This window comes from Methylocaldum szegediense, assembly GCF_949769195.1.
In the GTDB taxonomy this organism is placed as follows: domain Bacteria; phylum Pseudomonadota; class Gammaproteobacteria; order Methylococcales; family Methylococcaceae; genus Methylocaldum; species Methylocaldum szegediense.
Map to the genome: position 1 here is coordinate 2501979 of NZ_OX458333.1, position 13695 is coordinate 2515673.

Below are 13695 nucleotides of genomic sequence, written 5' to 3' on the forward strand. Positions count from 1 at the left end.
CTCACGCTCGGTCGCTGCCCGCAAGCCGGAGCAGGTGCTCGCGAATCTCCTTCGCCGACAACACGCAGGCGTGCTCGCACAGGGCGATGGCCGCGTTTGGCATCGCAGACATCGCGGCATCCTCCGGCGCTTGGACAATGGCGGTCCCGCCGGCATCCTCGATGGCTTTGAGACCGCGCGCGCCGTCGGCGCTCGCGCCGGACAGCAGAACCCCTACCAGCCGCGCGCCGAAAACGTCGGCTGCGGATTCGAAGAGAACGTCGATAGAGGGTAAGCTGAAATTCACCGGCTCGTCCACCGAAAGGGCGAATGTCCGCCCTTGGTCGATGAGCAGGTGGTAGTCCGCCGGAGCGACGTAAATCATCGAAGATGAGACCGGTTCCTTATCCTGAGGTTCCCGTACCGGCCGGCCGGCCTTGGCTGAGAGAACCTCGGCCAGCACGCTGGGCTTGCGTCGCGGCAAGTGCAGAACGATGACCATGGGTACGGTAAACTCGTCGGGCAGGTCGGCAAGCAGCGTGGAGAGCGCATTGAGGGCACCGGCGGAACCGCCCACCACGATCGCCTCTGGTCGGACCGGGGTCGGACATGGTTCCATATCGAGCCTCACACCTTTTGATAAATCCTTTCCTCGCGCGCGAATTCGCTGAACTCCCTGGCGTGATCCGAGAATCGGAGCGTCTCCTTGGCCCCCAGGGCCAAGAATCCCTTCCGGCAAAGGGAATCCCGAAACAGCCCGATCGCCCGGTTCTGCAGCGCGCGATCGAAATAGATGAGAACGTTGCGGCAGGTGACGAGTTGGACCTCGGCGAAAACATGGTCGGTCGCGAGGCTGTGGTCGGAAAACACGGTGTTCCCGCGCAGGGCTTTGTCGAACACGGCCGAGCCGTAGGCCGCAGTGTAATAATCGGAGAGTGACGCACGTCCGCCCGCCGCCTGGTAGGCTTTGCTGAACCCGACGACCCGATCCAGGTCGTAGATGCCCGCCTTGGCCTTTCGCAGAGCTTCGGGATTGATATCCGTCGCGTAAATCAGGGTGCGATCGAGCAGCCCTTCCTCTTGCAAAAGAATGGCGAGGGAATAAACCTCCTCTCCGGTGCTGCAACCCGCGACCCAAATCTTGAGAGACGGATACGTTTGGAGAAACGGGGCCACTTTTTCGCGCAGAGCCCGATAGAAAGCGGGGTCGCGGAACATCTCGCTCACCATAATGGTGAGAAACGACAGGAGTTCAGGGAAAACGCCGGGCTCATGCAGGATTCGCTCCTGCAGCCCCGACAGCGTCCGGCAGCCGAACCGGCGCATGGCCTGGGAAAGCCGGCGCTTCAGCGATGCCGGCGCGTAATGACGGAAGTCGTAGTGGAACTTGAGATAGATGGCCTCGAGGAGCAGCTTGAGCTCCGTATCGAAAGTGTCTTCGTGCACGGCGTCCTCTATTTGGGCATCCAAACCTTGATGAGCGAAACCAGCCTGTCGATATCGATGGGCTTCGCGATGTAGTCGTTGGCGCCCGCCTGAATGCAGATCGCGCGGTCGTCGGGCATCGCTTTGGCGGTGATGGCGATGATCGGCAGTTCCTTCCATTCCGGATGCTTCCGGATCTCCCGCGTCGCGGTGAGACCGTCCATCTCGGGCATCATGATGTCCATGAGAACCAAGTCCACTTGAGCGCCGGGCTCCTGCTTGCTGCGTTCGAGAACCTCCAGCGCTTCCTTGCCGTTGCGGGCGACGCGCACCTTGGCGCCTTTCGGTTCGAGCACGCTGGAGATGGCGAAGATGTTGCGCACGTCGTCCTCGACGACCAGGATGGTGCGGCCTTCGAGCGCCCCCTCCCGGCTGCGCAGCTCGCGCAGGATATCCTGATGTTCGCGGGGAAGCCGGGCCTCGACCTGGTGGAGAAAAAGCGTCACCTCGTCCAGCAGGCGCTCCGGCGAGCGGGCGCCCTTGACGATGATGGTGCTGGCATAACGGCGCAGCCGCCGCTCCTCCTCGCGTGTCAACGTGCGCCCCGTGTAGACGATTACCGGCGGGAACGAGAAGGCTTCGCCCGAAGCCATTTTGTCGAGCAGGTCGTAACCCGAGATATCCGGCAGGCTGAGGTCGAGAACCACGCAGTCGAAGGTGGCTTCCTTCAGTTGCTTCAGCGCTTCGCTACCGGCCCCGACCGAAACGACCTCGACGCCCTCGGTGCGGAGCAACCGCTCGATGCTCTCGCGCTGGGCGGCGACGTCCTCGACCACCAGGACACGACGGACGTTCTGTTCCAGCTTCTGCTCCAGCTTGCGGAAAGCGCTCACCAGTTGCTCGCGCATGACCGGCTTGAGTGCGTATCCGACCGCGCCCATTTCAAGGGCTTGCTGCGTATAATCCGAAATCGAGATGACATGCACCGGAATGTGGCGGGTGGCGGCGTGGCCCTTGAGATGCTCGAGCACGCAGAGCCCGGAATGGTCCGGCAGATGGATGTCGAGGATGATCGCGCTGGGCAGGAACTGCTCCGCGAGCGCCAAGCCCGCGCCCGCCGTCGTCGCGACCAGGCAGCGGAAGCGCATTTCGCGGGCGAGGTCGCGCAAGATACCCGCAAATGCCTGGTCGTCCTCGATGACGAGAATGCTTCGGTCCCCCGGCGCCAGGCTTTCCCGATCGTCCTGCACCGCCCCGCCCGCCGATTCCCGCGCGGGTTTTTCCGGACCCGGCGCCGGTTTCTCCGCGGCCGAGCGAGCACCGGGCAGGAAAACCACCTCCGCTTCCCGAGGCGGTTCCTCGCCGGCCGGCCGCGCGAATTCGACCGGGAGAACCAGGGTGAAAGTGCTTCCTTTGCGGGGAGCGCTCTCCACCAGGATTTCGCCGCCCAGTCTATGGGCGAGCTCCTTTGAAATCGTGAGGCCAAGCCCGGTGCCGCCGTGTTTCCTCTGGGTACTCCCGTCGGCTTGGCGGAAGGCCTCGAAGATGGCGTCCTGGTGCTCGGGGGGAATACCGATGCCGGTATCGCGGACGGCAAAGCTGATCCGGTCCGCTCCGGCCTGTACCACGCGCAGGCTGACCTCGCCCCGCTCGGTGAACTTGCAGGCGTTCGAGAGAAGATTTCTAAGAATCTGCTGCAGCCGCAGCGGATCGCTGGTGATCGTTCCCGTCGTTCCCGGCTCGATGCGCGCCTTGAATGCGAGGTTCTTCTGCGAGGCTATCGGTTGAAAGCTTCGCCGGAGCGTTTCCACCAAAGGGCCGAGTTCGACCGGCTCCGGCCGCATCTCCAGGCGGCCCGCCTCGATCCGGGAAAGATCGAGGATATCGTTGATCAGCTCGAGCAAATCGTTGCCCGACGAGTAGATGATCGAGGCGTACTTGGCCTGCTCCGGCGTCAGATTGCCGTCCTTGTTGTCGGCGAGAAGCTTGGCGAGTATGAGCGCGCTGTTGAGCGGCGTTCGCAACTCATGGCTCATGTTCGCCAGGAATTCCGACTTGTACCGATTGGCCCGAACCAGTTCCTCCGAACGCCTCATCAGCTCCTCCTGAGCCCGCGACAGCTCGTCGCGCTGTTCCTCCAGCCGGACGTTGATCTCCGTCAACTCCTCGTTCTGCGCCTCGAGTCGCACCTCGGACTCGGACAGCGCCTTGCCCTGGCGCTTGAGCTCCTCGTTGGCCGCCCGTAACTCTTCCTTCTGTCGCTGCAACTCGTCGGCCTGCCGCTGCGTTTTTCGGAGGAGATCCTCGAGGCGGGTGCGGTACAGCGACGAGCGGATCGCGCTGGCCACCGGTTCGGCCATGGTGCTCAGGAGATCCGTGTCCGCGACCCCCACCGGAGAGAGAAATCCGAGCTCGATCACCGCCTTGACCTTGCCGTCGATGACCGCCGGCATCACCACGAGGTGCCTGGGAGCGGCTTCACCGAGCGCCAACGACATCCGGAGATACCCGTCAGGCAAGTTATCGAAGCGCAAGACCCGCCGTTCCTTGACCGCCTGGCCGACGAGTCCCTCGCCCGGCGCGATACGGTCCGGGCAAGCCGAATCTGGCCCGACCGCGTACGACGCCATGCGCACCAGTTCGCCGCCGTCGCGCTCGGCCGCATAGAGCACGCCCACGGGCACATCGAGATATTCGCAGAAAAAGCGCAGGATCTTGTCGCAAAGCACTTCGAAGGACTGCTCACCTTGCATACGCAGGCTCAAATCTCGTTGCCCGGAGCGGATCCAGTCGTCTTCCTTGAGCTGGAGTTTCACCCCGACGCTCTGCCGAGCGACCACCGTCACCGCCCAGATCGACAGCACGCCCAGGACCTTGTTCAATCCCGAAATGGTCAGCAAAGGCTCGTTGGACGGTTCCGCAAGAAGCCGGCCGACCAGCATCAGAATCGTCGCCGCGAGGGCAACCAGGATCGGTATCCGCTGGCGCCAGACAAAGAGCGTCAGGGCCACCGGGATGAAATAGAGAGCCCAGACCGCGACACCTTGGGGCGTCAGAATGTCACCCACGAAAGCGATCGCCAGGCTGATCACGATGGCGGTATTGACCAGCAGGCTCTGCTGTTTCTCGAAGCGTGTCATCCCGCTGCCCTCAACCCGAATTCCGCCCACCGTCGGAAGCGTCCGACAACGCGAAGTCGCGGAAACTTCCGCCCTAAGGCTTTCGACACACGGCACGCCGCGTCCCGTCGACGGCGAACGATGGAAGCTTGGAGCGACACGATGTTTTTCCGGAGAAAAATGAAAGATTCAACCGGCGCGGCGCCTTTCTTGCCAAAAGGGTGCGCTCCAGCTAAGACGCCGTCACGCGAAGAAAAGTCCGTCGCGGGCTAAAAAGCTGAAATGCATAGCCGGTACAAGCGCGGTGGAAGACGAAAGGCACGATTCCTTGCATCGTCCCGCATTTCGCCCCGCTCTCTACAAATCACGGCAAAGTCTCCGAATGAGCGTTTCCTTCCGAGACTTGGCGGTACGGCGGACGCCGTTTCGAATCGAATCTTTCGGCATCCACCGCTTTCCGGTTCGAGGTTCCGCCCCCCGGCATCCGGACCGCCCAAAGCAGCCGAAATCCCAGCAATACGATGAGGATCGCGGCAAAGACGCCGGGTCTGGAGATATCTTTCTTGACCAGCCACCAGAAATGTAGGACCCCTGCCACGGCGATCGGATAGACCAGGCGGTGCAGCGCCCGCCATCGTTTACCGCCGAGACGGCGGATCATCCCATCAGTCGAGGTGAGTGCGAGGGGAAACAACAGCAAGTAAGCGGCAAATCCCACTGTGATATAGGGGCGCTTGGCAATGTCCTTGATGATGGCGGGCCAGTCGAAGAACTGGTCCAGGACCAGATAGCTGAGAAAATGAAGGCATCCGTAGAAGAAGGCGAAAAGCCCGAGCATCCGCCTGAACCGTCCCGGCCAAGGCCAGCCGGAAAGCCGCCGGAGCGGCGTCACGGCCAGGGTCACAAGCAGCAGCGTCAGTGTCCAATAACCCGTGGTCCGGGTGATTTTCTCGATCGGATTCGCCCCCAGTTCACCCAGCACGCCAAGGCCGATCAGCTTTAACAGGGGGATCAATGCCAGCAAAAAGATCCCTCGTTTTAGGACGGCCATCGTCTTGGGATGGGGATTTCGAATATTCATTTCATGACGCATGACGTTTAAACGAAGCGGTCGGGAATCCCTTCCCGACGCCTTTGCCGGCAAAGGGTTGCCGACCTACTTGACCCGGCACGAGCCGCCCTAGAAATACTTGCGCAAATCCATCCCCGCATAAAGCTGTGCCACCTGATCACCATAACCGTTGAAAGGCAACGTCGGGCGCTTGAAGAACTCACCGATGCGGCGTTCCTTGGCCTGGCTCCAACGGGGATGGTCAACCTCCGGATTCACGTTGGCGTAAAAGCCGTATTCCTTGGGACCCGCTTTCATCCAGGTGGAAACCGGCTGCTTCTCCACGAAACGGATGCGCACGATAGACTTGGCACTCTTGAAGCCATACTTCCAAGGCACGACCACCCGGATTGGCGCACCGTTCTGGTTGGGCAGGACTTCGCCGTAAAGCCCTACCCCGAGGAGAGTCAAAGGGTGCACGGCCTCGTCCATGCGTAAGCCTTCGACGTACGGCCAGTCCAGCACCGCCGAGCGCTGGCCCGGCATCTGCTCGGGGTCCAACAAGGTCGTGAACTCCACAAACTTGGCATTGCCCGTCGGTTCCACGCGCTTGATCAGCTCCGCCAAAGGAAAGCCGACCCAGGGCACCACCATGGACCAGCCCTCCACGCAGCGCAGGCGATAGATGCGCTCTTCCAGCGGCGCCAGTTTCAATAGTTCGTCGATATCGTAGATCTTGGGCTTGCGGACTTCGCCTTCCACCGCCACCGTCCAGGGCCGGGTTTTCAGGCTCCCGGCCAGCTTGGCGGGCGTTTCCTTGTCGGTGCCGAACTCATAGAAATTGTTGTAGTGGGTGATGTCCTCGTAAGGCGTGACCTTGTCCGGCAACACATCATCGCTCTTCCGGACCATGGGTAGCTTCTCACCGGCTTCGAGCCCCCGCGGCAAGAGAGCCAGAGCCGAGGTCCCGGCCGCGAGTTGCAGGAACCGCCTCCGGCCGTAAAACAGCTCGCGCGGGGTGATTTCCGAGGGGCGGATATCGGAGGGCTTCTTAATTGTCAAGTTCCGCAAGATTGTGAACCCTCTTGCGAAAGAGATGGGGATGGGACGTTTGCCAGTTTTTGAGCGCCTGAATCGGGGTGAGATGGCCTAAGGCCCGTTGAGGAATGTGATGATTGTACAGGTCGACATAGCGGTGCAAGGTCGTTTCCAGATCGGCGGTTGAATCGAAGTGATGGGTTTGCAACACCTCCTCGATGCGGCCATTGAAGCGTTCCACCAGACCGTTGGTCTGGGGCCGACGAGGCGGAATCAGGCGATGTTCGATGCCTTGTTCAGTACAGAGGCGGTCAAACTCATGCGTCCCGGAGGGCTGGCGAGTTCGGGTCAAGAAACGGTCGGTGAACTCCGAGCCGTTGTCGGTCAGACATTTCTGGATGCGGAAAGGCGCGGCTTGAATCACCGCTTTGAGGAAGGCCTTTGCGCTTAAGGCGGTGCGGTTGGGCTTGAGGGCGACATACACCCAGCGGGTGGCGCGGTCGATCGCGACGAACAGGTATCGGCGAGGTTCGCCGTCAATAGCCGGCAAGTACTTGACATCCACGTGAAGGAAGCCGGGCTCGTAGACCTTGAAAGGCTTGAACGTGGTCTTCTCCGCAGGGGGGAGCAGGGCCTTGAGGGAGGCCACCCCGTGGCGGCGCAGGCAGCGGTCCAGTCCGGAACGGGACACGTCGGGATTGAGAAACTCTCGGGTTACGGCCAGGAGATCATCCAAGGGGAGGAGCAGGGATTGACGGAGATAGACCACGATGGCTTCCTGGGCGGGCGTGAGCGTGGTCCTGAGGGTGTGGGGCCGGTGTGAGGCATCTTCGACCGAGGAGCGGCGTTTCCACTTGCGGACGGTCGTCCGGCTGACGCCGTACTTTTGGGCCAAGGCGCGCTCGCTCAACGTGGACGCTTGAATGGCCTGCCGAACCGCCGGGGTGGTACGGGCATTTTTATGAAGACGAATCTGCATGGAGAGGAACCTCACTTGGACGGACCGAATATCTCCTGGAGAAGGCTCCGGGCTTCAAACAGAGCATAACTCTTTCTCGGTAAATAATCACACGAGACGCGACACTTAATCAGCATGTCGCTTACCTCTTGAACGGACGGGCGTGAGAAAGCGTGGCCAGACGTTATTTTAAGTCTCGGACACGCTCGATGGGCGCGTACATTCGACTCGCGCGTAGCCGTTCTTGATCCTTCTTTCGCGCGATTCTCACATCGCCGGGATTTAGCCATTCGCCCCCCTTCCAGCACCGCGCCCCGGTACCGAGAGCAATAATCGGCATGGTGTGGCGCCAGAGAGCGAAGGCCGAAGGACGTTAGCACCGCTGCTTGCCGTTCGGAAGCGAGCGGGCTTTTACAGCGTTTTCATCTTCATTGAAAGGTAACCGAGGGAAAGGAAAGTGAGTGAAGGCAGGTTAGCCCTTCGACACGCTCAGGACAGGCTCGTCGAAGGACTCAGGATAGGCCCGCTAGGCCGTAATCCGCCCTACCTCGCTCATGTCACTCCACAAAGCCGTCATTCCGGCAGGGATCGCCGGAATCCAGAACCAGGGACGGTAAAACGCCTCCTCGAGGTCGTATAGGCCCCGGTTATCTCTGCTCGAACGGTGCCTGTCCTGAGCGAAGTCGAAGGGTCTGTCCTGAGCGAGGTCGAAGGGCGGTTCGCTTCGCTCACCACACCCTACTTCCACTACGGCTAAATGATTTCCGCAACGTAGGCTTACCGTATAAACAAAATGAAAATGCTCTAAGGCAGGCGCGCCACCAAGGACTTGATTGGGGGCAGAGCAAAGCGTCGTCGCGCAAGCTTGCGCCAAGACTGGTCCATCTACCGTTACAGCCTTGAATCGCACGAGCAGGGCGCAGCGAAACGGACCGAGATGAAACCGCTACGAAGCCTGTCTCACGCTGTTGCGGCCGCCTTGCTTGGCCTGGAATAAAGCTTGATCAGCCCGCTTGATCAGGGTTTTGCAGTCGGTCGTGGCATCCGTGGAACTCGCCACGCCGATGCTCGTGGTCAGCGGAAAGGACAAGGCGAGCTTCGTGGGTTGATGCCGCTCGATGGCGGCGCGTATCCGCTCGCCCAGATGAAGCGCGGCGGCGCTGTCGGTGTTGGGGGCGATGACCAAGAACTCCTCGCCGCCCATCCGGCAGACGACGTCGCTGGCACGCACGGCATCACGCATGACCTTGGCCGCATGGGCGAGGACTTGATCGCCGACATCGTGGCCGAAGGTATCGTTGATCGACTTGAACCGGTCCAAATCCAGGATGATGACGCTCAACGGACGGTTGACCCGGAGCGCGGTCGACCATTCCTGCTCCAGTCGGTCCAAGGCGTAGCGCCGGTTCGGCAGCCCGGTGAGCAGATCGGTATTCGCCATGAGTTCGAGGCGGCGGTTGGCGACCGCCAATTCCGCCGAAAAACGCTCGATTTCCTGACGCTCCTGAGCCAAATCCTGCTGCAGCGCGATGATCCGTTGACCGGCCCGAATGCGGGCATTGAGCACTCTGAGGCTCGGCGGTTTGACGACATAGTCGTCGATGCCGGCATCGAAAGCCTTCACCAGCGCATCCTCGTCTTCGGTCGCGGTCAGCATGATGAGATACAGCGTCTTGCCGAACGCCGAGGCGCGCAGCGCCTTGCACAAGGCCAGGCCGTCCATGGGCTTCATGTGCCAATCGGTGATGACGAGTTGCGGTTTGTGTTCCAGCACGTGCTTCAGCGCGGACTCGCCGTCCCGGCAGGTGGCGATGCGATGCCCCAAAGCGCCCAACTGCTTGGAAAGTCGAGCGAGCGTCATCGGGTCGTCGTCGACCAGCAGCACGTCGAGCCCCAAGAGCGGCCGTTCTTCCACCTCAGATGGTTTTGGCGGGGATTGCCGGAGATCGGTCGCGACGCCGATCAGATTCCCCCACTCGCGCCATTGCGCTTCCGTGGACTCCAGGATTTCGGTCAGAGTCCTTTCGTCGAAGTCGTGATTCGCGGCCTGGGTCTGCAATCTCGGCAAGAGAACCTCCCGACCGGCTTGCTCCGCCAGGCAGTAATGAGCGATCTCGCGCGCGAAATTCAGTTGGCCGGCCAGAGTGCCGGCGCGCGAACCGTCCGTTGGAGCCGAGTCGAAACTCAGCCTCAATGCTTGCAGGAAGTTCTCAGGGAATCCCCAATCGGCCAGCAACATGATGCTCAGGCTGCGATGGTCGATGGCGAAACGTTCCCGTTCCAGATTGAGCAGGCGTTCGCCCTGTGCACGTTCCAAACAATCGCTGTAGTCTTCCGGCCAGGCCGTCGCCAGCACGAGGCGTCCGATCTCGGCGAGCAGCCCCATGGTAAAGGCCTCTTCCGGCGCCACGGTCCGCTTGCGGGCAGTCACTTCCTGAAGAGCGACGGCTTGTGCCAGGGACATCGCCCAGTACCCCGCGTAATCGAAGGCCTTACAGCGCCCTTGGCTATAACCCGCTACTAGCGACAGGCTCAAAGCGAACTGGCGAACCACGTTCATGCCCAGAATCAATACCGCGTCCATCACGGCGACAATGGGCCTGCGCGCACCGATGGCCGGCGAGTTGGCGAGGCGCAAAATCCTTCCGGTCAGCGCGGGATCCGATTGAATCAGTTCCGCCATAGATTGAGCCGTCGCATCCTCGCGTTGAACCAGCTTCATGATGGCCAAGGCGGTTCCTGACGGAGTCGGCAACCGTTCACTGGCCTTGAGCTCGTGAAAATTGAATGTATTCATGATATTTCCGCGCTCCTCGCTCGGCTCAAGTCCTCGATCAGGCGAGCGGCGGCCTCCGCCAAAGTGCCTACCAAGCGCGCGTAATCGGTTGATTTCGCCATCCGGGCGATGTGTTCCAGTTTCAACGCTGCGCCTCTAAGATCCTCCGCGTGGAAGTGTCCAGCCATGCCTTTAACGGCATGGGCGATCTCGGCGAGAGCCGCGAGATCCGAGCGCTCCTGAGCGTCATGAAGAGCCGTCAATTGCTCAGGGACTTCGGCGACAAACGCATCGATCAACTCATTGAGAAGTTCTTCATCCCCGTCCAAGTCACGCAGAACGGCCTCCCGATCCCAAACGGGCGCTCTAGTCGCGGTCGGTCCAACGTCTACCCTTTCCGATAGCAGGTCATCAAACGCTTCTTGATCCGGTACAGGCGTGTCGCCGAGCCAGCGCGCCAAGGTCGCTGCAAGTTCTTTCTGCGAGACGGGTTTGCTCAAATAAGCGTCCATGCCGGCAGCCAAACACTTTTCCCGCTCCCCGGCCGTAGCGTGCGCAGTGAGCGCCACCACCGGCGTGCGCCGAGATCCCTCGGCGAGTTCGCGGGCACGGAGTATGCGGGTAGCCTCGTATCCGTCCAGGACCGGCATTTGGCAGTCCATCAACACCAAATCGAACGGCGCTTCGGTGAGCCGGTCCAAGGCTGCCTGGCCGTTATCGGCTAACACCGGTGTGAGTCCGAACTTGGCCAGCATGGCAAGTACCACTTTCTGGTTGACTTTGTTGTCCTCCACGACCAGCACCCGGTAATTGCCGTAATCGGGCAGCGCCGGACGAGACTTGAAGGGCGAGCGATCCTGTGCGAGGCTTCGGGTCTCGAACAGGTCCAAAATGGCATCGAACAATTGGGATTGGCGCACGGGTTTCAGCAGGCTCCGAGCAATTCCGAAAGCCCTGCGTTCGGCCTCCTCGGCCAATCCTCCCGAGGACAGCAGTAGGCGCGGAGTCTGTTTCAAAGCGGGATCGGTGTTCATGGCGCGCGCCAGAGCGATGCCGTCCATTTCCGGCATTTGCAAATCCAGTAACACCAAATCGTAAGGCGTGCCCCGGCTTTGGGCCGCTTCGAGCTCGGCCAAGGCCGCCGAGCCGTGGTCGGCTTCATGGGCAATGAGTCCCCAATGTGTCAGATAATGCTTGAGGATGAGCCGGTTCGTGGCGTTATCGTCCACGATCAAAACGCGGCGCCCGGACAAATCGAGTGTGGGAGTTGGCCCTGTGACCGCGGCGACCGACTCGAGAGGCAGCGTGAACCAAAAGCGGCTTCCGCAGTCCGGTGCGCTCTCCACCCCGATGGCGCCACCCAGCCGTTCCACCAACTGCTTGCAGATGGACAGCCCGAGCCCGGTGCCGCCGAAACGCCGTGCCATCGAGCTGTCCGCCTGGGAGAAGGGCTGGAACAAATGCGCTTGCGCTTCTGGGGCGATGCCGATGCCGGTATCCCGGATGTCGAAACGTAACGCCGACGCCCCGGAGGACGATTCGTCGCGCTTGACTTCGATCGAGACCTCCCCCTGCTCGGTGAACTTGACCGCATTACCGATGAGATTGGTCAGCACCTGACGGATGCGGGTCGGATCACCCCGCCACAAATGCGGCAAGTCCGCCGGGAAGAAGCAATTCAATTCCAGCCCCTTATCGTGTGCACGCGCGGCGAACAGAGCGCAAACATCCTCGACCAGGGACGCCAGGTTGAATTCGACTTGCTCGAGTTCGAGCTTGCCCGCCTCCAGCTTGGAGTAATCCAGAATCTCGTTGAGAATCTCGAGCAGGTTTTCCGCCGAGTTTGCCGCGGTCAGCACCAGATCCCATTGCTCGCTGGACAGATCCGTGTCCTTGAGCAACTCCAGCATGCCCAACACACCGTTCATAGGCGTCCGGATTTCATGGCTCATGTTGGCGAGGAACGCGCTCTTGGCCTGCGCCGCCCGAAGGGCTTCGTCGCGGGCGGCCCTCAACGAGGCTTTTGTCTGTTCCTCCAGGACTGCGAGCGCGAGCATTTCGCCCACCTGGCGGAGCATGACGAGACGGGCCTCCGTCCGCACCGGGTGCGGGTCGGTGTAGAGCACCAATACGCCCAGGTTTTCACCGCCGGATGCAATGGGTACGATGTAGTGCCCGTGCGGCTGCATGCCTTCGTAGCGACGCTCGTGGCGAGGATCGCAGAAGCAGTCGTCGGAAACCAGCAATTCGCCCGAGACTGTGGCGCGTCCGCACAAACATGAACCCAACGGAACACACCTCTCACTGCACATGAATCCCTCGCTGAAAGGCCCGCGCCGCACGAACATCTCTAGGTGATCCCCTTCTGTCGAGCGCAAAAACACTCCACCCTTGCGCTGGACATCGAACGCTCGAAGCTCGAACAAGATATCGAGAACACGGGTAAACCGGTCCTCCAATGATCCCTTCCGCTGCAAAACTTCCGCGATCCGAAGGCGCGCCGTTGCGTCTTCCTTCTCCAGCAGCAAGGCGCTTTCCCTGGCTACTCGCTCGGTCACGTCGCGCTGGATTTGGACGAAACCAAGATGAGCCCCGTCTGATCCGCGGATAGGCGTGATGCTCATCTCGGCCCAGTAATCCAGAGAGCTGGATGGATTCGCCTGGCCCTCGACACAGCCGGGCGACGCCGCCCGGCGCCGGTTCAGAAGCCGGCCTGACCAGAATTCGCCGCGTCGCAAGGCCGCCCGCATATCGGCGAGCGTAGCCTGGTCGGCATCAGGGCTGTCTAGCACGTCTGGCGTGCGACCCCAAAGTTCTTGTTCCGTGCAGCCGACAAAGCGGGTCAACGCGGGATTGGCGTAGTCGATGCGACCGGCGGAATCGGTGATGATGATCATTTCCTCACACGCGTCCATAGCCCGTTTGAGGCGGATCAGCTGCGCCTCGCTTTCTTTGAGCGCCGTGACGTACCGGCGAAGCTCCGCATGCTCTTTCATGTCATCCTCGATGCGCCTTTTCTCCTTGCGGAAGTGCATGGCCAGAGGCCGAAGCATGAACCACCAGAGCATGGGAATGCACATCAGAACGAGCAGGAAGACATTCAGCGCACTCTGTTCGAGTACGCTCAAACGGATACCGGTCCGCTGCAGAGCAGCCGCCAAAAGCAGGATGAAACATTCGGACAGGCCGATCGCCAAGGCGCCGAAGGCGAGGGATCTCCGAAACCTTGGATCGATCGGTTGCGAGATTTCCTGCGGTATTGACATTCAGCTAGCGCTTTAGAATTGATCACAGTACAAAGTCTAGATGATGGACTGCACCCATCGATCAAGCTCGCCGAATCCGCATC

At 61.0% G+C, this 13695-nt stretch carries 8 protein-coding genes; all 8 read right to left on the reverse strand.

The window, feature by feature from the left end; all coding sequences use genetic code 11:
- Window position 1: 1 nt before the first annotated feature.
- The 8 genes from QEN43_RS10650 to QEN43_RS10685 all read right to left on the reverse strand — a co-directional run bounded on the left by QEN43_RS10650 (window position 2) and on the right by QEN43_RS10685 (window position 13612).
- A complete protein-coding gene (locus tag QEN43_RS10650; RefSeq protein WP_317963222.1) occupies window positions 2-598 on the reverse strand; it encodes a chemotaxis protein CheB in 597 nt (198 codons plus the stop codon).
- 8 nt (window positions 599-606) lie between these two features.
- Window positions 607-1425, reverse strand: coding sequence for a CheR family methyltransferase (locus QEN43_RS10655; RefSeq protein ID WP_317963223.1), 819 nt, complete (start codon window positions 1423-1425; stop codon window positions 607-609).
- 8 nt (window positions 1426-1433) lie between these two features.
- Window positions 1434-4544 (reverse strand): response regulator, encoded by a 3111-nt coding sequence (locus QEN43_RS10660; protein ID WP_317963224.1) that lies wholly within the window; start codon window positions 4542-4544, stop codon window positions 1434-1436.
- Between the two features lie 343 nt (window positions 4545-4887).
- Window positions 4888-5604: a protein-methionine-sulfoxide reductase heme-binding subunit MsrQ gene (locus QEN43_RS10665; RefSeq protein WP_084162474.1), complete on the reverse strand. Its 717-nt coding sequence runs from the start codon at window positions 5602-5604 to the stop codon at window positions 4888-4890.
- A gap of 99 nt (window positions 5605-5703) precedes the next feature.
- Window positions 5704-6636, reverse strand: coding sequence for a protein-methionine-sulfoxide reductase catalytic subunit MsrP (gene msrP, locus QEN43_RS10670; protein ID WP_396661396.1), 933 nt, complete (start codon window positions 6634-6636; stop codon window positions 5704-5706).
- Window positions 6626-7591 (reverse strand): IS481 family transposase, encoded by a 966-nt coding sequence (locus tag QEN43_RS10675; protein WP_317963225.1) that lies wholly within the window; start codon window positions 7589-7591, stop codon window positions 6626-6628. The genes msrP and QEN43_RS10675 overlap by 11 nt, the downstream gene beginning before the upstream one ends.
- A 925-nt stretch (window positions 7592-8516) precedes the next feature.
- The gene (locus tag QEN43_RS10680) at window positions 8517-10367 is read right to left on the reverse strand and encodes a sensor domain-containing diguanylate cyclase (protein ID WP_317963226.1); all 1851 of its coding nucleotides are present in this window, start codon (window positions 10365-10367) and stop codon (window positions 8517-8519) included.
- Window positions 10364-13612 (reverse strand): response regulator, encoded by a 3249-nt coding sequence (locus tag QEN43_RS10685; protein WP_317963227.1) that lies wholly within the window; start codon window positions 13610-13612, stop codon window positions 10364-10366. Before QEN43_RS10685 ends, QEN43_RS10680 begins: the two co-directional genes overlap by 4 nt.
- Between the last annotated feature and the right edge of the window lie 83 nt (window positions 13613-13695).